Annotated in this window: 22 protein-coding genes and 1 tRNA gene; 5 read left to right on the top strand and 18 right to left on the bottom strand. The window is 38.1% G+C overall.

From position 1 onward, the window contains the following. Positions 1–45: 45 nt before the first annotated feature. The 3 genes from ACKC4Y_RS03095 to folE all read right to left on the bottom strand — a co-directional run bounded on the left by ACKC4Y_RS03095 (position 46) and on the right by folE (position 2263). On the bottom strand, positions 46–1233 hold the full coding sequence (locus ACKC4Y_RS03095; RefSeq protein WP_409361923.1) for an alpha/beta hydrolase: 1188 nt from the start codon (positions 1231–1233) through the stop codon (positions 46–48). Positions 1234–1425: 192 nt separating this feature from the next. Continuing rightward, positions 1426–1511, bottom strand: a tRNA-Leu gene (locus ACKC4Y_RS03090). A 140-nt stretch (positions 1512–1651) separates the two neighbouring features. Then, positions 1652–2263, bottom strand: coding sequence for a GTP cyclohydrolase I FolE (folE, locus tag ACKC4Y_RS03085; RefSeq protein WP_409361922.1), 612 nt, complete (start codon positions 2261–2263; stop codon positions 1652–1654). 125 nt (positions 2264–2388) lie between these two features. Between folE and ACKC4Y_RS03080 the strand changes: the two genes are divergently transcribed. The 3 genes from ACKC4Y_RS03080 to thrS all read left to right on the top strand — a co-directional run bounded on the left by ACKC4Y_RS03080 (position 2389) and on the right by thrS (position 5267). Then, positions 2389–2817, top strand: a complete 429-nt coding sequence (locus tag ACKC4Y_RS03080) for an iron-sulfur cluster assembly scaffold protein (RefSeq protein WP_409361921.1) — start codon at positions 2389–2391, stop codon at positions 2815–2817. Next, the gene (yidD, locus tag ACKC4Y_RS03075) at positions 2818–3171 is read left to right on the top strand and encodes a membrane protein insertion efficiency factor YidD (protein ID WP_409361920.1); all 354 of its coding nucleotides are present in this window, start codon (positions 2818–2820) and stop codon (positions 3169–3171) included. A 119-nt stretch (positions 3172–3290) separates the two neighbouring features. Further along, the gene (gene thrS, locus ACKC4Y_RS03070) at positions 3291–5267 is read left to right on the top strand and encodes a threonine--tRNA ligase (RefSeq protein ID WP_409361919.1); all 1977 of its coding nucleotides are present in this window, start codon (positions 3291–3293) and stop codon (positions 5265–5267) included. A 46-nt stretch (positions 5268–5313) separates the two neighbouring features. Here thrS and ACKC4Y_RS03065 read toward each other — a convergent pair whose 3' ends face one another. From ACKC4Y_RS03065 to ACKC4Y_RS03045, 5 genes are all read right to left on the bottom strand, one after another. Next, positions 5314–5817, bottom strand: a complete 504-nt coding sequence (locus ACKC4Y_RS03065) for a MerR family transcriptional regulator (protein WP_409361918.1) — start codon at positions 5815–5817, stop codon at positions 5314–5316. 207 nt (positions 5818–6024) lie between these two features. Continuing rightward, complete coding sequence (locus ACKC4Y_RS03060; protein WP_409361917.1) at positions 6025–6336, bottom strand: integration host factor subunit alpha; 312 nt, start codon at positions 6334–6336, stop codon at positions 6025–6027. Between the two features lie 77 nt (positions 6337–6413). Further along, complete coding sequence (locus ACKC4Y_RS03055) at positions 6414–7388, bottom strand: beta-ketoacyl-ACP synthase III (protein ID WP_409361916.1); 975 nt, start codon at positions 7386–7388, stop codon at positions 6414–6416. Between the two features lie 49 nt (positions 7389–7437). Beyond that, positions 7438–8508, bottom strand: coding sequence for a phosphate acyltransferase PlsX (gene plsX / locus ACKC4Y_RS03050; protein ID WP_409361915.1), 1071 nt, complete (start codon positions 8506–8508; stop codon positions 7438–7440). 155 nt (positions 8509–8663) lie between these two features. After that, positions 8664–9221 carry a YceD family protein gene (locus ACKC4Y_RS03045; protein WP_409361914.1) on the bottom strand — a complete coding sequence of 186 codons (558 nt, stop codon included), beginning with the start codon at positions 9219–9221 and terminating at the stop codon, positions 8664–8666. A 224-nt stretch (positions 9222–9445) separates the two neighbouring features. On the opposite strand from ACKC4Y_RS03045, the gene ACKC4Y_RS03040 reads away from it, so the two are divergent. Beyond that, the gene (locus ACKC4Y_RS03040; RefSeq protein ID WP_409362135.1) at positions 9446–9925 is read left to right on the top strand and encodes an outer membrane protein assembly factor BamE; all 480 of its coding nucleotides are present in this window, start codon (positions 9446–9448) and stop codon (positions 9923–9925) included. 82 nt (positions 9926–10007) lie between these two features. On the opposite strand, the gene nusB is transcribed toward ACKC4Y_RS03040, so the two are convergent. The 6 genes from nusB to glyA form a co-directional block, all read right to left on the bottom strand. Then, complete coding sequence (gene nusB, locus ACKC4Y_RS03035) at positions 10008–10478, bottom strand: transcription antitermination factor NusB (protein WP_409361913.1); 471 nt, start codon at positions 10476–10478, stop codon at positions 10008–10010. Positions 10479–10480: 2 nt separating this feature from the next. Continuing rightward, entirely contained in the window at positions 10481–10939 is a 459-nt protein-coding gene (locus ACKC4Y_RS03030; protein WP_409361912.1) for a 6,7-dimethyl-8-ribityllumazine synthase, read from the bottom strand. A gap of 81 nt (positions 10940–11020) precedes the next feature. Further along, positions 11021–11638: a riboflavin synthase gene (locus ACKC4Y_RS03025; RefSeq protein WP_409361911.1), complete on the bottom strand. Its 618-nt coding sequence runs from the start codon at positions 11636–11638 to the stop codon at positions 11021–11023. Further along, positions 11620–12747 (bottom strand): bifunctional diaminohydroxyphosphoribosylaminopyrimidine deaminase/5-amino-6-(5-phosphoribosylamino)uracil reductase RibD, encoded by a 1128-nt coding sequence (gene ribD / locus ACKC4Y_RS03020; RefSeq protein ID WP_409361910.1) that lies wholly within the window; start codon positions 12745–12747, stop codon positions 11620–11622. Before ribD ends, ACKC4Y_RS03025 begins: the two co-directional genes overlap by 19 nt. Beyond that, positions 12740–13222, bottom strand: a complete 483-nt coding sequence (gene nrdR / locus ACKC4Y_RS03015) for a transcriptional regulator NrdR (protein WP_409361909.1) — start codon at positions 13220–13222, stop codon at positions 12740–12742. Before nrdR ends, ribD begins: the two co-directional genes overlap by 8 nt. Before the next feature lie 11 nt (positions 13223–13233). Further along, the gene (glyA, locus tag ACKC4Y_RS03010) at positions 13234–14547 is read right to left on the bottom strand and encodes a serine hydroxymethyltransferase (RefSeq protein ID WP_409361908.1); all 1314 of its coding nucleotides are present in this window, start codon (positions 14545–14547) and stop codon (positions 13234–13236) included. Positions 14548–14897: 350 nt separating this feature from the next. Here glyA and argC point away from each other — a divergent pair, with 350 nt between their 5' ends. After that, positions 14898–15833, top strand: coding sequence for an N-acetyl-gamma-glutamyl-phosphate reductase (gene argC, locus ACKC4Y_RS03005; protein WP_409361907.1), 936 nt, complete (start codon positions 14898–14900; stop codon positions 15831–15833). Between the two features lie 20 nt (positions 15834–15853). On the opposite strand, the gene ACKC4Y_RS03000 is transcribed toward argC, so the two are convergent. The 4 genes from ACKC4Y_RS03000 to hfq form a co-directional block, all read right to left on the bottom strand. Continuing rightward, positions 15854–16924 (bottom strand): COX15/CtaA family protein, encoded by a 1071-nt coding sequence (locus ACKC4Y_RS03000; RefSeq protein WP_409361906.1) that lies wholly within the window; start codon positions 16922–16924, stop codon positions 15854–15856. A gap of 147 nt (positions 16925–17071) precedes the next feature. Then, complete coding sequence (locus tag ACKC4Y_RS02995) at positions 17072–18838, bottom strand: hypothetical protein (RefSeq protein ID WP_409361905.1); 1767 nt, start codon at positions 18836–18838, stop codon at positions 17072–17074. A 144-nt stretch (positions 18839–18982) separates the two neighbouring features. Then, on the bottom strand, positions 18983–20326 hold the full coding sequence (hflX, locus tag ACKC4Y_RS02990) for a GTPase HflX (RefSeq protein WP_409361904.1): 1344 nt from the start codon (positions 20324–20326) through the stop codon (positions 18983–18985). Positions 20327–20386: 60 nt separating this feature from the next. Beyond that, the gene (gene hfq, locus ACKC4Y_RS02985) at positions 20387–20626 is read right to left on the bottom strand and encodes an RNA chaperone Hfq (RefSeq protein WP_011179303.1); all 240 of its coding nucleotides are present in this window, start codon (positions 20624–20626) and stop codon (positions 20387–20389) included. Between the last annotated feature and the right edge of the window lie 684 nt (positions 20627–21310).

The raw sequence follows: 21310 nt of genomic DNA, 5'->3' as shown, positions 1-21310 counted from the left end.
GTTCCTAATCTATTTATATTAGAAGAATATAGTCCTACTCTCTTACTACTTATGTTGAGTTATTGGAGATAAAAGACGTGCAGGTGTATAAAGAATAAGGTGTGTTGTCTTCTCTAAAACACTACTACTATCAGCAAGAAGCGCCTGACTGGGTGATAATTCTGTACCCTGCATCATTGTTGAAGCTAAAGAACCTTCTCGAGCAAGAGCCATTAATGTTGGCGAAGAGGCAAATACATTGTGTGCTCCACCATCAACATCAGAGAAATCAAGGACAGCTATTCCATTTTTACGCAACATTTCAATATCTGAACCATCTCCCACACGATGATGTCCACCTGTAAGACGCCCTGAAACAGCAAGAGCTTTATCCTTACGAGAGACTAAAATAGCTGTTGGCTGAGGCAATTTTTTAATATCATTAAGTTGGCGCTCAAATACATCGACATCAATGTCTGGCGCTGCCATCAATAAACTTGTAATGCGGCGAATAGGCTTATATTTTCCTTTTAATGCTAAAGTTCTAAATGTCTCCATCATAACAAAATTACCCATAGAATGTGCAATAACTGAAATTTGATTAGCATTGGTTTCACTAAGGAGTACCAAAAGCTCCATCAATCCATCACGTGCAAAATTAGCGCTATCACGATCATAAATATAAAGAGGAACTGAGCCTGCAGAAGGCCATGAATAGTGTACAGCAACAACATCTAAAGAATAATCATAGGCAAACTGAGCCGTACGAAATGTGCCATCCGCAAAATTGTTATTATAACCATGAACAAAAAGAAAAATTTCTCTCTTTCCTTTTGGCTTTTTCTCTAAAGCAGCATTTAATTCCTGCTTAAACTGTTCTTTGTTATCGTATTTTTGCAACTTCACTGCCGCAAAATATTTATCATGAGTGGGTTTATATGCGTTTGTCTCAACAATTCCTTTTATATGTTGTTGAGGAATTCCCACGTCAACACGATTATAATGTACTTTATTTGATCGCTCTGTCCCATAAGGCTGAGAATAGTTTTTCTGCACCATACGACTTGTTGCAACATACACTGGAACAATGGACTTCGGAGGAATCTGCTTGCCTTCAACTTCCCTTTGTACTGCAATCATAGACGGAGTTGCATGGACCCCATGCCAAAGAACAGCACGCGATCCACTGCATGCTTCTAGCAAAACAACACAAAAAAAGAGTACTAAATACTTTAAAAATACTGTACTTCTCACCAGCAACATCATTCCATCTTATTATAATAGAGTTAACATTTTACATCTACGAATACGAAAGGATAAAAACTCTAGGGGCTTGAAGTTAGAACTTAGAAATGCACTACAAATAATATACAAAGAAAAATTTGCTAGAATACGCACTCTATCCCCTATTATCCAGAACTACACCCGCTACAGAGAGCTTTTAAATGGTGCGGTCGAGAAGACTCGAACTTCCACGGGTTTGCCCCACAGCGACCTCAACGCTGCGCGTCTACCAATTCCGCCACGACCGCACGTGGTGAAGCTAAATATATCGTCTTTTCGGATTTAACAAATCACACAGCAAGGTACAAGCCCATTTTCACTTTCCAATGATTTATTTTATTCAGAGATTGATAACGTAATAAAAATTACTAGCACATGGATTTTATTATTACCTACACATCATCATAAAATTAGTCTGTGCAACTTTATCCTTTTCATAAGAGCCATGAAAATTTGTCGTAATCGTTGTAGCTCCCTGCTTTTGCACTCCTCTCATAGCCATGCACATATGTTCAGCCTCAATCAACACTGCAACACCGCGAGGTTTTAGATGTGTTTCCAATGCATCGGCTATTTGAGCTGTCAGCGCCTCTTGTGTCTGTAAACGACGAGAAAAAACATCTACAACACGTGCAATTTTTGAAAGACCGACAACCTTTGTATCGGGAAGATAAGCGATATGCGCTTTACCAACAATCGGAATCATATGATGTTCACAATGTGAATAAAAAGAGAGATCCTTCACTATTACCGCTTCACTGTATCCTGAAACCTCTTCAAAAACTGTGCCCAAGATCTCTTCAACCGATTCTGTATAGCCTGTAAAAAGATCGCGATATGCCTTAACCACACGCTTAGGAGTCTCTAAAAGCCCTTCTCGATTCGGATTTTCCCCCATCCATAACAGTAATGTCCGAATCGCTGCTTCTACGTCTTCAGAATTAGGACACTTGTTCCCAGATAAAAATGGGTTTTTAGTACCTCCTTTAACATTGTGCATTTAAAAACTCCAAGTTTACTATATACAAAGCGTTTGCTACCTATCTATTTCATCCTGTATAATCTCTATATAATCCAATTAAAAGCTTAAACAATCACAGCTCTCGAAATTTCAGGTAATAGCTCATGATTGAGAATGTCTATAGTGAAAAAATACTTGAATATGCTGCGCATATAAGCAAGATTGGTCGTCTTAACAATCCGGACGCAACATCAAAAAAACATTCACGCCTTTGCGGCTCAACAGTCACTGTAGATCTAAAAATAGAAAATCATATCGTTACAGATTTTGCTCATGAAGTGCACGCATGTGTGCTAGGACAAGCTGCTGCTTCACTTTTAGCACATCATATTATCGGCCAAACAACACAAAATCTTAAAGTATTACGTGCAATTATCTACCAAATGCTGACAGAAGATGGCCGCCCTCCTCAAGCTCCATTCGAAGCATTTTCTTGCTTGCAGCCCATTAAAGACTATAAAGCACGTCACACATCAACAATGCTCATCTTCGATGCCGTTGTAGATTGTATTGAACAAATTGAAGAAAAATAAATGCTTATACCACACCTTCAACAAAAAAAGAGACAAACACGTAATTATACAGGCCCTTGGCGAAAAACACTTGGACGATTGTTTGGTCTTTCATTGATACGTCTTTATCAACTAACGCTTTCTAGTTTTATAGGAAATCAATGTCGTCATGCACCAACCTGTTCAGAGTATACTTATGAAGCAATCGCACGTCACGGACTGTGGGCTGGCGCGTGGTTGGGACTTTTTCGTCTCGTCCGTTGTGGTCCATTTGGAACACATGGCTTCGATCCCGTACCCACCTCTCTTGGAGATTCTTACTGTTTTTATAAACCTTGGCACTACTGGAAAATTTCTGCCAAACATAACAAATAGTTCTTTTCTTTTTTTGTGTGTATTGATAGAGAATTAGTCTATTGGCCTTAACTGATTATCACTAAGCTTTTACGAAACCATCCGCAATCGTTCGCGGAATTGGATTAAAGGGGTGTTCTATGTCTTGCTCTGTTTCTCTTTCTTTTCCTGATGGTTCAAAACGTGATTACCCCAACGAAATAACTGGTTTAAAGTTGGCTGAATCCATTTCTAAATCACTTGCGAAAAAGGCAGTAGCCTATAGCCTTAATGGCATTACAAGAGACCTCTCAGATCCCTTAGAGCGGTCTGGTCAGATAGAAATCATTACCCGCGAAGACCCCCGTGCTCTGGAGCTTATACGCCATGATTGTGCACATGTCCTAGCTGAAGCAGTACAGGAGCTCTTTCCTGAAACGCAAGTTACAATTGGCCCTGTCATTGAAAATGGTTTTTATTATGACTTTGCCCGTGAACAGCCTTTTACATTGAGTGATCTCCCCATCATTGAAAAGAAAATGCGTGAAATTATCCAACGCAATAAACCATTCAGAAAAGAAATTTGGTCTCGTAAAAAAGCAAAAGAAATCTTTTCTCAAAAAAACGAGCTTTATAAAGTCGAACTCATCGATAGCATCCCCGAAGATCAAGATTTGAAAGTCTATTATCAAGGTGATTGGTTTGATCTTTGCCGCGGTCCACACATGCAATCTACTGGACAAATTGGAAATGCTTTCAAACTAATGAAAGTCGCAGGGGCTTATTGGCGAGGCGATTCTAATAATCCGATGCTAACGAGAATTTATGGCACAGCGTTTGCTAACGAAAATGACTTAAAAGCTTATCTACACATGCTAGAAGAAGCTGAAAAACGCGATCATCGCCGCTTGGGACGTGAAATGGACTTATTTCATTTTCAAGAAGAAAGCCCAGGAATGATTTTTTGGCACAAAAAAGGTTGGAAAATGTTCCAAAATTTAATCAGCTACATGCGTAGACGCCTTGATGATCATCAATATGCTGAAGTAAATGCGCCACTAGTTCTCGATAAATCACTTTGGGAGTTATCTGGTCATTGGGGATGGTATAAGGAGAATATGTTCAAAGCAATTCCAGCAGCTGATGATTGGAATGATAAATGTGTTTATGCTCTTAAACCAATGAATTGCCCCGGTCATGTGCAGATTTTTAAACATGGTTTAAAATCTTATCGGGATTTGCCTATGAGACTGGCTGAATTTGGTCTTGTCCATCGCTATGAGCCGTCAGGTTCCTTACACGGACTTATGCGTGTGCGTAGCTTTACACAAGATGATGCGCATATTTTTTGTACAGATGAGCAGTTGGCTGATGAATGCCTCAATATTAATGATCTGATCTTATCAACTTATGCTGATTTTGGTTTTAAAGAAATTAGTCTTAAGCTTTCAACACGTCCAGAAAAACGTGTTGGATCTGATGCATTATGGGATCATGCGGAAAATATCATGGAATCTGTTCTTAAAATTATTGAGACAAAATCCGCTGGACAAATCAAAACAAGTATCCTTCCAGGTGAAGGTGCATTTTATGGACCTAAATTTGAATATACATTGAAGGATGCTATTGGTCGCGAATGGCAATGCGGAACAACACAAGTGGATTTTAACCTTCCTGAACGTTTTGATGCATTCTACATTGATAAAGATTCAGAAAAACGACTGCCAGTCATGATTCATCGAGCCATTTTTGGATCAATGGAGCGCTTTCTTGGGATATTGATCGAAAATTTTGCTGGACATATGCCACTTTGGCTTGCGCCTGAACAAGTCATTGTCGCAACAATTACATCCGAAGCAAATGAATATGCAAAAAAAATAACGGCAAAGCTTAAAGCTATTGGACTCTCCGCAACATCTGATCTTCGTAATGAAAAAATTAACTATAAAATACGTGAGCACTCTTTACAAAAAGTTCCCGTAATTTTGGTATGCGGTAGACGTGAGTCTGAAACAAATAGCGTGAATATGCGTCGCTTAGGAAGCTCAGATCAAGTTCTCTTGTCTATAGAAGAGGCAATTAAGCAACTTTTGAACGAAGCAACACCTCCAGATTTGCGCCGTTTAATAAATGCTTAAGGATGTTCTAAAAGATAAATAGAACTATAAAATGGAGGAGGCATCATTATCGTGCTCTGTCAAGCACACGTTTACATTCAATAAGTTCAAACAGTGTTTCTTGCAACAATGCTTTATCAGTTTTGTCTTTGTAAACACTAACAGAACCGACAGATGCATCCCCCTCATTCCTCATAAAATTCAAAAGCCCAAAAGAAGATTTTTTAGGTTTATTACTAGCTGATTCAGAAACTTGTCCTGCATGTTTCTTTTCTATTACGACACTCATAGCATCAAGATCGCCATTACCAAATGCAGTAACAAAAGCAACACCGTTTTCTTTCAAAAGGCGCTGCACACCTTTTATTGTATAACCCTGATCATACAGTAGCTGCTTGATACCACTGAGCAAATCAACATCAACTGGGCGATAATAACGCCTTCCACCCCCACGCTTCATTGGTTTAATCTGCCTAAAACGCGTTTCCCAGAATCTTAATACATGCTGCGGAAGCTCCAGTAACTCGGCTACTTCGCTAATTGTGCGAAAAGCATCGGAGCTCTTATCCATTTTGCAACACCTTATCTAAAACACTACAAGTGATTCTATAACGACTCATCAAATTTCAATCTCTCAACAAGATTGGTCAAAAAGAGGACCACACTTTATTTCTTTCAAACTGAAAAGCTTTTTGCTTAAAACAGCATGCAAGATTTCATCTTATACAATTTTTTTTAACAAATACCAGACATTGTAACAGCGTTTATTCAGAGGATATTACCTTTTTCTTGCGCGATGCGAATCCAAAACTCTTTGTTTTAGTACGTTTGCTGCCTTAAATGTCACGACACGTCGTGGCAGGATAGGCGCTTCAACACCGGTTTTTGGATTACGTCCAACACGTTCACTTTTATTGCGAACTTGAAAAGTCGCAAAAGAAGAGAGTTTAACTGCTTCACCTCTTACAAGTGAATTGCAAATTTCATCCAGAACCAATTCAACCAAAGCTGCTGATTCAGTATGTGACAAGCCTACTTTTCTACAAACTACGCTCGCTAAGTCTGCACGCGTTACGGTCTTACTTGTCATTATAACCACCTATTCAAATATTAAAAATTACAAAATGATTTATACGTTTTATTCAAATATGGTCAAGCGACTATAATCTACCAACGAATAAGAATTGCTCCCCATGTAAATCCACCTCCCATAGCTTCTAACATGACGAGATCTCCTTTTTTAATTCTTCCATCATGAACAGCCGTTTCTAAAGCCAATGGCACAGATGCAGCAGACGTATTACCGTGTTGATCAACAGTAATCACAACTTTATCTATGGAAATTCCCAGTTTTTTAGCTGATGCTTCAATAATACGTTTGTTAGCTTGATGAGGCACAAACCAATCCAATTGTGAAGAATCTATACCTGCAGCTGTAAAACAATCATCAACCACATCCGTTATCATACCAACTGCATATTTGAAAACTTCTCGTCCTTCCATACGTAAACGCCCCGTCGTTTGCGTAGTTGAAGGACCACCATCAACATACAACTTATCCCTATACGCACCGTTAGAGCGCAATTTTGTAGATAGTATACCACAATCAAAATCAATGCCGCTCTTAATTTTCTGTGCTTCTAAAACAACAGCGCCCGCACCATCACCAAATAAAACACATGTTGTACGATCTTCCCAATCTAAAATTCGAGAGAATGTATCAGATCCAATAACCAAAATTCTTTTAGCTGTTCCACAGCGTAAATAGGCATCTCCTGTTGTTAAAGCAAAAATAAAACCAGAGCAAACAGCTTGAATATCAAAAGCAAATCCATGGCTCATTCCTAAAGCATGCTGAATCTCGACAGCAGAAGCAGGAAAAGTACGGTTTGGTGTTGAAGTTGCTAAAATAATACAATCAATATCTTTTATTGTTAAACGAGCATTGACAAGAGCTGCTTGTGCAGCCTCGACTCCTAAAGAAACCGTTGTTTCATTTTCATTGGCAACGTAACGTTGGCGTATCCCTGTACGCTGAACAATCCACGAATCTGATGTTTCAACAAACTTCGCAATCTCATCATTCGATAAGCTTTTTTTTGGCAAGGCACTTCCTACACCACACACAACTGATCGAATCATTAGGCCCTAACCTTTTCCTGAGATTTCTCACTTATACTACAAACATTTATCATATGGTTTCCTCATTCATCGTGGCTTCATCTTCTTTATCAAAAAGTGTTTCTTTATTCTCATGAAACCGCCGTAAATCAGCAGTTATTTTTTTCAAGAGTCCATTATTAACCATCTTATAACCAACACGGATAGCGGAAGCAAAACCGCGAGCATTCGCACTACCATGACTTTTTATAACAACACCGTTCAAACCTAGAAGCACTCCACCATTTACTCTATCGGGATCCATTTTATGTTTCAGTGTACGAAAAGCACCCCGCGATAAAAAATAACCAAGGGATGATAAAAAAGAGCTGCGCAGTGCAGTGTTTAAAATTTCCCCTATCTGCCGTGCAGTCCCCTCTGCGGTTTTTAAAGCAATATTGCCAGAAAATCCTTCTGTTACAACAACATCTACTGTTCCCTTTCCAATATCATTGCCTTCAACAAATCCCTTATATTCTAATCCTTCTAATTGTACTTCACGCAATATCATTCCGGCCTTTTTGATTGCATAAAGGCCTTTAACTTCTTCAACACCCACATTTAAAAGTCCAACACTTGGTCTTTCAGTATGATAGAGTGCGCGAAACATACCCGCCCCCATAACCGCTAAATCAACTAATTGGCTAGCAGAAGCACCAATCGTTGCCCCGATATCCAAAACAATACTCTCACTGCGAAGCGTTGGCCAAATACCCGCAATCCCAGGACGTTCAGCCTCTGCCATCATTTTTAAACAAAAATAGGACATTGCCATGAGTGCGCCAGTATTGCCAGCTGAAATGCAAACATCAGCTTCACCATTTTTTACTGCTTCAATTGCATACCACATTGACGATTTACCGCGACCATTGCGAAGTGCTTGGCTTGGCTTTTCATCCATACGCGTATAACTTTCTGTGGGATAAAAACGCGATACAGAAGCCAAACAAGGGTATTTTTTTAAAACCGGTTTAACAACTTCCTCTATCCCATAAAACAGAAAATAAATATTTGGCAAAACTTTTTGTACAATTGCTGCTCCTGCAATAGTTGCTTCCGGACCATAATCACCACCCATTACATCCACAGAAATTCTAATCACGTTAGCATATCCCACAATCTTTTATTGATGCTGTTAAACCCATGTTGCAATTTTTGCTACTGAACAACCGCGAAGCATATCGTGCAAAAATAGCCTCGCGGAAAATACCGTTTTTGTAATAGTATACAATAGATAATTTTTTTATTTTTTTACAATCACTTCAAACTTTTCAAAACAGAAAATGGTGATAACTTTTGCTCAGCTTCTTCTAAATTTTCAACCATACTTATATTTATCCCCTCTTTGCGCGGATAGCGGTTAATGGATAACTCAAAAAATTCTTCCATAACGGCACCAATATCAATTTTATCCCCATAAAACACTTCTGGTGTATCTAGTCCTTCTGCATCTAAAAATAATTCACCTGTATCCTCCGATATTTTTGGTTTCATCAAATTTGAGTCTTCTGGAACAAAAACAATCTCAATATTTTCATGAAGCCTATTTTCTAGTGGTTCTAATGTGATAACACACAATTGCATTATACGCGCCCGCAATAAACCTTTTACACGTACTCCACGCTTTTTCCACGGTAAAATATGGAATTCGCCCTCACAAAATTTGACCTCAACTAAATCATGATTCTTAGCTAAATGTGCACACTCTCGCTGATCTGCACAAATATGGACCCTTATACCTTTAACGGGTAATGAACGTACTGAGACTGGATAAGCCAAAGCAAATGTCATTTGAGAAACATTTTGAACACTCATCGACAACTCCCGAATATGAAAGGGATATAATATATTGTGCTTTCATTTGCCAAAGTACATTTCATTCATTTTTTTCTTTTCTAAAGAAATTCTGTATGGCATAATTCGCTTTATAACAGGGAAACTCAATGTAAGCTATGGCAGATTAAGCTAAAATGAGAAAAAACTTGAGGTTGCCTTCTTGTCATACGTCTAAGTAAAGAATGGAGATATCATTGTTTAAGGTGCCCCACAGAGTGAACTTAATCAAACGCAAATTATTGATTGGTCTGTTAATAGCAAGCATGGTAGTAATTGCGGGTTGTCGTATTCTTGATTCCTCAGGTTCAAGTCAGATATATAAAGAAGGCTATATCCTCGATAAAAATGCTCTTGATTCTATTTCTATTGGATCAAGTCAGGAGCAAGTTATTTTAACTTTAGGAACCCCTTCACTAAAAACAAAATATGATAATGAGGTCTTTTATTATATCTCACAAACTCGGTATCGTGGGATGCAATTTATGAAAACAAAAATTGTTGATCGCAAAGTTTTGGCCATTTACTTCAATAAAAACGATCAGGTTACTAAAATAGCTAACTACGGTTTACAAGATGGACAAATATTTGACTTCATCGCCCAAACAACACCAACTGCAACCAAAGAACAACCTTTCTTAATCCAGATTATTAAAGGCCCTGCGAATTTACCAACTCATAACTAAATCCTAACAGTCTACATACACTCCGATGTTATCGGGACTGATGTTATCAGTCCCGATATTGTTGGAAATGTGGTTGTTATTTTTAGGAGCGAATTTTTTTCGCCATACTATCAAGAACCGCATTGACAAGTTTTGGCTCATCACCTGCAAAAAACGCCTTTGCTATATCAACGTATTCACTCATAATCACAGCAATAGGCACATCTTTGCGGTTGATCAACTCCCATAAACCTGCACGCAAAATTGCTCGCAGTATAGAGTCAAGACGTGAAAGCGACCACTCTGCAGAAAGCTGTTGATGAAGCATAGGATCGAGTTGTTTCTGATCTTTTACAACACCAGTGATAATAGCCAAAAACCATTGAAAATCAGCATCAAGATACTGGTATCCGTCAATATTTTTTCCTAGACGATAAGATTCATATTCAGCTGCTGTTTCCATTACACCAGAACCCACTATATCCATTTGATAAAGTGCTTGAACTGCCGCAAGTCTTGCTGCTCCACGTTTATTGGCTGCACGCGAAGAATATTTGCCTTTTGTATCAGCCATATTTAATGATCATCTCCAAATCTCTTTTTCAGAGCGATCATACATAAAGCAGCTTTAGCAGCAAAACCACCCTTATTTTTTTCATCCTGTTTTGCACGCGCCCATGCTTGTTTCTCATTTTCAACAGTCAAAATACCATTTCCAATAGCCAAGTGTTGATGAACAGTTAAATCCATCAATGCGCGACAAGAATCATTGGCAACAATTTCAAAATGATACGTTTCACCACGAATAACACACCCAAGCGCTACATAACCATCGTAAAATACATTACTCTTTTTTTCGGCAAAAGCTATTGCACCTGGTATTTCTAATGCTCCTGGCACTGTTACAATATCATAGCTTGCTTCAGCTTTTTGCAAAGCACTCACTGCACCTGCAAGAAGCGCATCAGAAATCCCATCATAAAAACGCGCTTCAACAATCAATACATGCGGCTTTCTACATATCTCTTTTACCATAATGGAATTCCACAAAAAAATAACCAAAGAATTTAGGAGTATAGAACACAAATGTTTTAAAAAATATAATAAACGTTCCGCTTATTCATCTTGTATTTTAAAATGAGAAAGTTTGGCAACATAACGAGCAAGTTGATCAATTTCTAAATTAACGTGATCTCCAATTTTAGCTTTTCCCCAAGTTGTCATTTCAAGTGTATGACGAATAATAAGAACGTCAAAAATACAATCCTCAACACAATTAACGGTCAACGATACTCCATTAAGTGCAATAGAACCTTTATTTACAATAAAAGGTACAAATTGTTTTGGAATTTGTAGGAAAAAACGAACTGCATCACCTTCATTTCTCTTATCAATAATCTCAGCCAAACCATCAATATGACCAGAAACCAAATGCCCACCCATTTCATCACCCAATCGTAGCGAGCGTTCCAAATTAACAAAAGTTCCTTTTGCCCATTGTGCAAGATTAGTCAAACGTAATGCTTCTTCCCATGCTTCTACAGCAAACCAACCAGCAGTCGCTTGTTTTGACCCCCGCTCAACAATTGTCAGACAAATCCCTGAACACGCAATCGATGCACCAATTTCCAAACTCTGTATGTCATAGCGTGTAGAAATATCTAAACGCACCCCTTGCTTTAAAGGTTGTACATCTTCAACACAACCGATGTCTGTTATAATCCCTGTAAACATAGTGCTTTACTCCTCCATTTATAAAAACGGTCATTTCCAAACATTCTTGCCTCAACTTTATGAAATTGCGAAAGATAATTTCCAAAATGGGGGGCTTCAACACGACCTTCGCCTAAAATAACGGGCGCATAAAAACATATCAGACGATCCACACAACCAGCATTTAAAAACATTTCCCCTGTTTTTGCCCCTCCCTCAAGCAAAACGCTATTGATGCCATGTTGATAAAGCAGCTGTAAAATAGCAAGTGGCTGCATGTAACCATTGCTCATTTCTATCGAATACACAGACACACCGCACTGTTCCAGTGCGCTTTTTTTATTTTTCTTTGAAAGATTCGTATCACAAATAACCCAAGTAGGAACTGTTGTTGCCGTTTGAACCACTTTTGCTTCAAGCGGGATAGATAAATCTGCATCCAAAATAATACGTGTAGGTGAACGTATCTCCAGCCCTGGTAAGCGGCAATTTAATTGCGGATCATCTGCTAATATAGTGCCAATGCCAACCATGATAGCATTATTTTGGGCACGTAGAATATGGGTATGGGTGTGAGAAATTATTCCACTAATTTTTATCCCACCCTGCCCCCTTTTTCCCACACCATTATCAGCAGAAATTGCCATTTTTAAAGTGACCGCACAGCGTTGCAGCTTCCTTATACACCAATGCGTGCACAACGCTTCAAAAGCCTCTTCAGCTAAAACCCCCTCAACAACTTCAATGCCCGCTGCACGTAAAAGGGCAATACCACGGCCATCAACCCGCTTATCTAGATCAGTAAGAGCAATAACAACCCGTGAAATACCCGAATCAATGAGTGCATTTACACATGGCGAAGTTTTACCATAATGCGAACAAGGCTCTAAAGTAACATAGGCAGTAGCACCACGAGCCAAGGGGCCAGCCATGTGTAAAGCTTGTACCTCAGCATGAGGCCTCCCATGGATAGCTGTTACACCATAACCGACAATGGATATTCCTGCAGTGTCATCATTTCGTGCGATTAATGTGCCGACAGAAGGATTTTCACCAGTAAGACCGACATGACGTTCTGCCAAACGGATAGCAGCAGCCATAAACCGCTCATCTTGCGCTTTTTTATTCATCAAAACAAGATTCTGTATCCGTTATACCCTTTGACAACTCATCTATAACATCGTGAAAATCGCTTGCATTACGAAAATCCCGATAGACAGAAGCAAATCGGATATAGGCAATATCATCAATGCTTTTCAATGCTTCCATCACAAGATATCCAATTTTTTCCGAAGCAATCTCTGGTTCCCCTAAACTCTCGAGCCGACGGACAATGCCAGAAATTGCTTGTTCTAGATGCTCGGGATCAATATTGCGTTTACGCACAGCGATATCAACCGATCTCATCAACTTATCACGATCAAATGGCTCACATCGACCACTTTTTTTAGAGACCAAAAGCTCACGCAACTGCACGCGTTCAAAAGTTGTAAAACGGCCACCGCAAACGGAACACACACGCCGACGACGAATGACCGCTCCCTCCTCAGCAGGACGCGAATCCTTAACCTGTGTATCCTCATATTGGCAGTAAGGACAGCGCATTTTTTATACCCTTAACAAGTGCTAAGATAAGAGTAAAGAGGAAATTTATCCGTCATATCTTTCACCTTTTTCCTAACAGCTATTTCAATGCTCCTATTATCCTCATCGCTTTTTGCTCCACTGAGACCATCAAGAACTTCTGAAATGAAATCACCAACTTGAATAAACTCACTTTCTGCAAAACCACGTGTCGTCGCAGCAGGAGAACCCAAACGAATTCCTGATGTTACAGATGGTGTTTCAGGATCAAAAGGAATACCATTTTTGTTGCAAGTAATATGAGCACGTCCCAAAGCCAATTCCGCACGTTGTCCTGTCACATTTTTGGAACGTAAATCAACCAACAATAAATGATTATCTGTACCACCAGAAACAATATTAAAACCATTATTCTGTAATGTCTTTGCTAAAGTTTTCGCATTGGCAACCACATTAGCACTATAGTTTTTGAAAGAAGGCTGCAAAGCCTCTTCAAATGCAATAGCCTTAGCCGCAATCACGTGCATTAAAGGACCACCTTGAAGACCGGGGAAAATTGCTGAATTGACCTTTTTTGCTAAAGATTCATCGTTTGTCAATATCAAACCACCACGAGGTCCTCGCAATGATTTATGCGTTGTCGTCGTTACAATGTGCGCATGCGGAACAGGAGAAGGATGAACACCACCAGCGACTAAACCAGCAATATGAGACATATCAACGAGTAAATAAGCACCAATCTCATCTGCAATTTCACGGAACCGTTTCCAATCCCATAGGCGAGGATAAGACGATCCACCTGCTATAATAAGTTTGGGCTTACATTTCTTTGCAAGCCGTTCAACCTCCTCCATATCAACAATCTGATCTTCTTGACGCACACCATAGGAAACAACATCAAACCATTTTCCTGACATATTAACAGATGAACCGTGGGTAAGATGACCACCAGAATTTAAATCCAACCCCATAAATGTATCACCAGGTTGGAGTAAAGCTAAAAAGACAGCTTGATTCATTTGGCTACCAGAATGAGGTTGAACATTTGCAAAAGCAGCACCAAAAAGTTTTTTTGCGCGTTCAATTGCTAACTCTTCAACGACATCAACAAAGTGACACCCTCCATAGTAGCGCTTTCCTGGATAACCTTCTGCATATTTATTGGTTAAAATCGATCCCTGTGCTTCAAGAACTGCTCTCGAAACAATATTCTCTGATGCAATCAGCTCAATCTCATGTTGTTGACGTTCAAACTCACCCCTGATTGCATCAAAGATTGCAACATCAACGGTTTGTAAATTATCATTAAAAAAGCGCTTTTCTGCGTCACTTGCTTGCTGGGTCATAAAACACGTTCCTAACATAAAAAAACTAAAGTAAGGAACGATAACACAGCAAACTGTGCAGACCAAATATTTTAAAACACTTTCATTCAAAAATAGAGCAAATATTTGTCTTGTTCTTTTGCCCTATAAAAAACAATTTTTTATCTCCACAAGAATAAATGGGATTTAAGTTTTTCTTTACACGCTCTTAATTTTGAATTTTTTTAGAAGCATTTTTTACAAATAAAACAATCTATCATCTCAAGAAATTCAATATTTAAAAGCTATCATTTAAGCTAGCAGTAATTTAAGCTAATTTACTATTTAATAAACTGCATATAGCAGTAAAAAATCGATTCAAGGTAGATAGAATGGCAATAAAAGTCTTTATTGATGGTGAACATGGAACAACCGGTCTACAAATACAAAAACGACTAGCAGAGCGTTCGGATTTAGAAGTACTCTCTCTTGCTCATACAAATCGACATAATATTGATATTCGACGAGACTATCTTCATCAAAGCGACATTGCTATTTTGTGTCTTCCAGATGATGTTGCACGCGAAACAGTTAACCAGCTAAAAAATAATAAAAAAATTAAAATTATTGATAGCTCAACAGCTCACCGTATTGCACCAGAATGGGTCTATGGTTTTCCTGAAATGACTGCAGGACAAAAAGAACGCATCCAAGCAGCGCGTTACGTAACCAATCCCGGATGTTATCCTACCGGCGCAATTAGCTTAATTCGACCACTCCGTGAATCAGGACTGCTCGATGCCTATTATCCGGTATCAATTAATGCAATATCTGGCTACACCGGTGGAGGAAAACAATTGATTGCACACATGGAAAATCAATCGCCAAAAGATGATCTTCGCGAAAATTATTTCATTTATGGTCTCAATCTTGAACACAAACATGTGCCAGAAATTAAAATCTACGGACAGATCAACCAAACACCCATTTTCATCCCAAGTGTCGGTCGTTTCCCTCAAGGAATGATTGTAAATCTTCCACTGCATCGTCACTTATTTACAAAATCAGCGAACTGTTCTGATTTACGCGAAATCCTTGAAAACCATTACGATGGACAAAGTATCATATCGGTTGCCACACAAGAAGAAACTGATGCGCTCACCAAACTCAACCCAGAATGCTTAGCACATAAAGATGGTATGAAATTATTTGTCTTTGGTAATGAGCGTGAAGGGATCTTCAATCTCTGTGCCATATTAGATAATTTAGGAAAAGGGGCATCCGCAGCTGCTGTTCAAAATCTGGACTTAATGCTTTCAGAATGCTAACATTTCTCTGAATGAAAATTTTATTCAACAGCACGATATGCTCCTTTTGTTGCTCGCCAATGCGCAACCGAAAAACACAATACTGCTAACGCAACACTTTGATGAATAAGCCCTAAACTTATTGGAACCTCATGTAATAAGGTAAGAATACCCAAAAATGCCTGAACTACGATCATAACACATATAAAAAATGCACGGCGAGCATGAGTTGAGTTTGGAGCATTCTTTTGTACATACAAAGCATGAATGACTGCTGTAATAAACAAAAGATAAGCAAAAAAGCGGTGAGCAAACTGAACTGTCAAGGGATTTTCAAATAAATTAAGCCAAACGGGATTATGTTGGAACAAGCCATCCGGTATAATCTGACCATCCATAAGCGGCCATGTATTATACACTTTACCCGCATGAAGCCCTGCAACCAAAGCACCAAAATAAATTTCAAGCAAAATAAGAACAATAAGCCAACCCGCAAAATTTTGAACGCTTTGATTTGCTGGCTTTTCTGAATATTCTGTAAGCCCTCGCGATAAGTAAGTGACAAAAATAATAACAAAACATGCTGTTATAAGATGAAATGCCAAACGATATTGGCTTACGCTTGTCAGATTACTTTGACCAACGCCTGAAGCCACCATCCACCAACCAATAGCTCCTTGAACAGCGATAAGAACTGGCACAATGGCAAGCTGAAGCAAAATATTTTTTTCAATACGTTTGGTCACCCAAAACCAAATTAATCCCAACAAAGCTACAAGCCCAACAAGACGCCCAAGAACGCGATGCGCCCATTCCCACCAAAAAATGACCTTAAACGCACTTAATGTCATATCGCGATTAAGCAACTTATATTGTGCTATCTGTTGATATTTCGAAAATTCTTCCTGCCATTGCTCTACCCCAATCGGCGGGATGACACCGTGAATTGGTTTCCATTCAGTTATTGATAATCCTGATCCCGTTAAACGGGTAACTCCCCCCACTAAAACAATTGCCAAACAAAGCAATAAAATAGAATAAAGCCACATTTGAATTTGTTTTCGATTTTTCTTTTGCAATGCTATCAAAACACTCTTATCCTTCACTGCCATCTCTGATTTCCCCACGTCTCTCTCCAACCACAATTCATTGCAAAATTTAAACGTTAAACCATAGTATCTTAGTATGTACAACAACTTTAGCACAAAACAAGCGTACCGCTATAACACATGACGAATATTCTTATTTTACGACATTTGTTATGATGTAACCACTCGGTAAACAGTTTTCGGAAATTTGCTTACCATTTTCATCATCCAATCCTGTTTGTTAAGAACAATGCTACAAATGTAATAGTCTGTGATCTCTGCAAATTGCTGAAATCCGTATTTAGGTTCACTCGCCATTTCTAAAATGATAAAATCATAATCTTTTTTAAATTCTTGTAATATATGGGGAATATCATTTGAAAATTCTTGTGCACAAACAGCACTTGTTAATCCTTGGGGAAGAATATCAACCTCTGTGTCATAATCACGATAAATAACATCCTGCAATCGGGCATTTCCAGTTAAAATATCGCTTAAGCCCCGATGTGGACCAATGATTTTCTCTATTTGTTGACCAGAAATATCCACCAACAGAACTGCTTTGCGCTCTTTTATGAGATGAAGAGAGAGTTTTGCTGCTGTCCGAGCAGCCTCTGGCCCAATTATTGAGACAACTGTTGAAACCCGCTCTTTCAATAAATCAGATAATCGCTCTATTGTAATACAAGTCTCAAGACTCTTTATGCTCTTAGCTACTAAAATGCTCTCATCATTTTTCAAAGCATTTTTTTCCGCTTGATCTTTTTTTGTTCTTGAACATTGATGAAAAAATAAAAAAACTCCCAAAATAGTGACCAAACTTGCAAACACACTAACAATAATATTTTTTCCGTACAAAGTTATAAAAGGAATTGGCGCTAATGTTGTTGGCACAACTACATGAATCTTTGTCTCTTGTAAGAAAGGCGTATCCTTGCTCATCTTTTTGCTTTGCGCATCTACTACTGCTTTTATTTTATTTTCTAGCTCATTAAACATTTGATTCAAAGATTGGGATTGATCTGTTACAAAAAGGCTAATCTTTTTTTTGAGCTGTTCTTCAAACTCCCTTGCAATAACTTCATCTGAATGAATTTGACGAGCGATCTGCAAAATTTTATTTTCTAATTGATGAGAAAGTACCTCTAATTCCGCAGTCATTGCCTTAATTTGAGGGTGTGTCCAACCTAATTGTGCAACCATATGTGCTCTTTGCGTTTCCAAAAGATTACGTTTGGATTCTAATGCAACAATCGTTGAATTATTTGCAATAAATGATAAAGACAGTAAGGATTGTCCACTTGTGCGCATCATCTGAATGGTTGAATTCAAACTCGTTAAACGAATACGCCTTAAAGTTGCTTCTGTTAATTGCACAGAAAGATCATTAAGTTCTGTTTGTTTTACATCGTGGTGAATGAAAGAATCGACAGATGAGCGAAATCCATGCACTATATTTAGCACCGCAGTCTTATCATATTGTTGATTAGTTTTCTGCTCTGTTAAAGATAATTTTTGATTCTGTTTTAGAATTACTTCTGAAAATACCGCAAACCAATTTTCCAATCCCTGTTGAGCAGCTTCAAGTGTTCCTGCTTCAAAAGTAAGATTGATGAAATCACCATTGCGAGAGAGACGAATACTTTCACGAAAATCTTTTTTGTGAGAAGCATTGAGAGAAAAACTCTGTAAGCTTGAATCCTTTAAAATAAAGGGCTGTGAAAATAAAAAAGCAACAACATTATTTTGTTGATCGACTGGAAAAGGCTTGCCCACAGAATCAGATAATGAAAATGTTAAGGTTGCTCGATAGACTCGTGGCTGAAAAAAGTAATACAAGCAACAAAAAAATGTACAGAGCACTGCCAACAACAAAACAATCAAAACGTTTCGCATTGCTGTGTTTATCAACAGTTTTCTATCGCACTTAAAATTCATCTTTATTTCAATCAACAAAATAATTCATATTTTTTTATTTAAGAGAAAGTAGTAACTATCCTCTTAACTTGAAGTCATATTATTTTGAGATAATAAAAACATAAACTTTAAGAAAAAATGTTTAGCAATAACTCAAAAGAAACTTTAATTCATATTTTGTTTGATATGATCTAGTCGTTTTTTTGCTTCGGCAGTAAGCATGGCTCTAATGGTAACAGAACCATCATCATGCCCTTCCTGCATTATTTCACCAGAATTTGCATAAAACCAATCAATAAGCGACATTTCATGAGGTCTTAAAAGACATTCAATGCTGTGCATTTCTCCAAAAATTCGTTTTTCGATTGTTTCTAATAAGTGATCGAGTCCATCGCTCATGAGTGCTGATACCATTACTGCAGGATTTAACCGTGTTTTTGCACTTGTTTGCAAAACACTCATTGCATGCTCATCCAATATATCAGTCTTATTCCAAACTTCTATGATATGCTCTGTATCACCAATATTGATACCAAGACTTGACAGAACTTTTAAAACATCTTGAGCATGCGCACGATGATCAAGATCTGATATATCTCTCACATGAAGAATGAGATCAGCTTCCACCACTTCTTCAAGGGTCGCCCTAAAAGCCGCAATCAAATTTGTTGGTAAGTTAGAGATAAAACCTACAGTATCAGATAAAAGAATAGTTTTCCCATGGGGAAGAACAACCTTGCGCAAAGTTGGATCAAGCGTTGCAAACAACATATCTTTTGCTAAAACATCTGCACCACTTAACCGATTAAAAAGGGTTGATTTTCCGGTATTGGTATATCCTACCAAAGCGACAACAGGGTGGGATGCTTTTTTTCTTTTTGTTCTATGAAGAGCACGTGTCTTAACAACCGTTTCTAATTCGCGACGAATACGAATAATTTTTTCTTGCAAAAGACGCCTATCTGCTTCAATCTGAGTTTCACCAGGTCCACCTAAAAAACCACGTCCACCCCGTTGCCTTTCCAAGTGCGTCCAGCTCCGTACAAGCCTACTTTTCTGATAAGATAAATGCGCTAACTCGACTTGTAAGACCCCTTCCTTCGTTCGCGCACGATCTCCAAAAATTTCAAGAATCAAGGCCGTCCTATCGATAACTTTGCAATTCCACAATTTTTCTAAATTACGCTGCTGCACTGGGGTTAGAAAATGATCTACAATTGCAAGTTCAATATGATATTCACTTATATAATGAGCAAGCTTATCTACCTTGCCTTTTCCAAAAAAAGTCGCCGGACGCAATGTAGCAATATTAACCGTTTCATAATAAATAACTTCCAACCTTATAGCACGCGCCAAGCCTAATGCTTCTTTGAGCCTAGAAAATACAGAACTTTCACATGAAGCACTCTCACTTTTTTTTTCTTGAAAAATCGGCACCAAAACAAGTGCGCGCACCTGTTCTACAACCTGTGGAAAAAAACCTCCAAATCTCTCATTTTCATTGATCATAACAGTCTAAGTGCTTTTAAATGGGATAAGAGATCTATGATCTATAGCAAAGTGGCTAGTTTATTCAGAGCTTTCACCTTCAAACATCTGTACAGGCTGTCCCGGCATAATTGTAGAAATAGCATGCTTATAAACCAATTGTGCATGTCCATCACGACGTAAAAGGACACAAAAATTGTCAAATGAGGTTACAATACCCGTTAGTTTAACTCCATTTACAAGAAAAATTGTAAGAGAAATTTTTTGCTTGCGCACCGTATTTAAAAATACATCTTGCAGGTGTTGTGATCGTTCTGCCATTATTCTTACACCTTCATTTCGAATTGCATAAAATATCCGTGCATGCATATCGACTGAAAAATATCGAATTGTCAACGTGGAAGCTTTAAAATTTAGCACAAGACAACTTAATATAAAGAAAAAATACTCTATTAAAACAACGAGCATCATATACCGCGTGAAAACCAGTTATAAATACGGGACTTTCCTTATCTTTACCTTTTTATCAATTCCTTTTAATTGCCGCCCTTTTATTTTGCACCCAATATATTTTATTGTTTCCCCAAATTACACATACAATATATTTCACACCACATACTTTTTTAAGGGAGTATCATAGCCAATTGCTCCCATTCAAATCTTATACTTACTACTCTTATACTTACTACGTATTGCAAATGGTATCATTCATCAGTTCGTCATCGGAATATGAAACACTACACATACATAAACGCACCTGCACGCCATAGATCTTTTTAAAAACACTGTGCATAACTGTCATCAAATTGCTCTTATTTCAAAATACAGTAATCTCATAATCCTCTCTATAAACCAGAGTTGTAAACAGTATTTTTATTATGGGCACAACTAAGTAATGCTTTGTTTTTATTATATTTTATACCATTTTTTTAACACAGTAAAGAAGCAGCATTAACTTTATCTTGATAAGTTTTTAAAATTTTACCCCGAACATATTCCTTTCTA

Source organism: Bartonella heixiaziensis (assembly GCF_046245125.2).
GTDB classification, from domain to species: domain Bacteria; phylum Pseudomonadota; class Alphaproteobacteria; order Rhizobiales; family Rhizobiaceae; genus Bartonella; species Bartonella heixiaziensis.
This window is presented reverse-complemented; position numbering and strand designations above follow the sequence as displayed.

Bases quoted from the DNA above. Each gene is read 5' to 3' on its own strand.
- ACKC4Y_RS03045 (WP_409361914.1), bottom strand. From the start codon at position 9,221: ATGAGTGTTCAAAATGTTTCTCAAATGACATTTGCTTTGGCTTATCCA.
- ACKC4Y_RS03025 (WP_409361911.1), bottom strand. From the start codon at position 11,638: ATGTTTACAGGGATTATAACAGACATCGGTTGTGTTGAAGATGTACAA.
- nrdR (WP_409361909.1), bottom strand. From the start codon at position 13,222: ATGCGCTGTCCTTACTGCCAATATGAGGATACACAGGTTAAGGATTCG.
- hfq (WP_011179303.1), bottom strand. From the start codon at position 20,626: ATGGCAGAACGATCACAACACCTGCAAGATGTATTTTTAAATACGGTG.
- ACKC4Y_RS03030 (WP_409361912.1), bottom strand. From the start codon at position 10,939: ATGGTAAAAGAGATATGTAGAAAGCCGCATGTATTGATTGTTGAAGCG.
- ACKC4Y_RS03080 (WP_409361921.1), top strand. From the start codon at position 2,389: ATGATTGAGAATGTCTATAGTGAAAAAATACTTGAATATGCTGCGCAT.
- folE (WP_409361922.1), bottom strand. From the start codon at position 2,263: ATGCACAATGTTAAAGGAGGTACTAAAAACCCATTTTTATCTGGGAAC.
- argC (WP_409361907.1), top strand. From the start codon at position 14,898: ATGGCAATAAAAGTCTTTATTGATGGTGAACATGGAACAACCGGTCTA.
- ribD (WP_409361910.1), bottom strand. From the start codon at position 12,747: ATGAATAAAAAAGCGCAAGATGAGCGGTTTATGGCTGCTGCTATCCGT.
- thrS (WP_409361919.1), top strand. From the start codon at position 3,291: ATGTCTTGCTCTGTTTCTCTTTCTTTTCCTGATGGTTCAAAACGTGAT.
- ACKC4Y_RS03055 (WP_409361916.1), bottom strand. From the start codon at position 7,388: ATGATTCGATCAGTTGTGTGTGGTGTAGGAAGTGCCTTGCCAAAAAAA.
- ACKC4Y_RS03065 (WP_409361918.1), bottom strand. From the start codon at position 5,817: ATGGATAAGAGCTCCGATGCTTTTCGCACAATTAGCGAAGTAGCCGAG.
- ACKC4Y_RS03060 (WP_409361917.1), bottom strand. From the start codon at position 6,336: ATGACAAGTAAGACCGTAACGCGTGCAGACTTAGCGAGCGTAGTTTGT.
- glyA (WP_409361908.1), bottom strand. From the start codon at position 14,547: ATGACCCAGCAAGCAAGTGACGCAGAAAAGCGCTTTTTTAATGATAAT.
- ACKC4Y_RS02995 (WP_409361905.1), bottom strand. From the start codon at position 18,838: ATGAATTTTAAGTGCGATAGAAAACTGTTGATAAACACAGCAATGCGA.
- ACKC4Y_RS03000 (WP_409361906.1), bottom strand. From the start codon at position 16,924: ATGGCAGTGAAGGATAAGAGTGTTTTGATAGCATTGCAAAAGAAAAAT.
- nusB (WP_409361913.1), bottom strand. From the start codon at position 10,478: ATGGCTGATACAAAAGGCAAATATTCTTCGCGTGCAGCCAATAAACGT.
- hflX (WP_409361904.1), bottom strand. From the start codon at position 20,326: ATGATCAATGAAAATGAGAGATTTGGAGGTTTTTTTCCACAGGTTGTA.
- yidD (WP_409361920.1), top strand. From the start codon at position 2,818: ATGCTTATACCACACCTTCAACAAAAAAAGAGACAAACACGTAATTAT.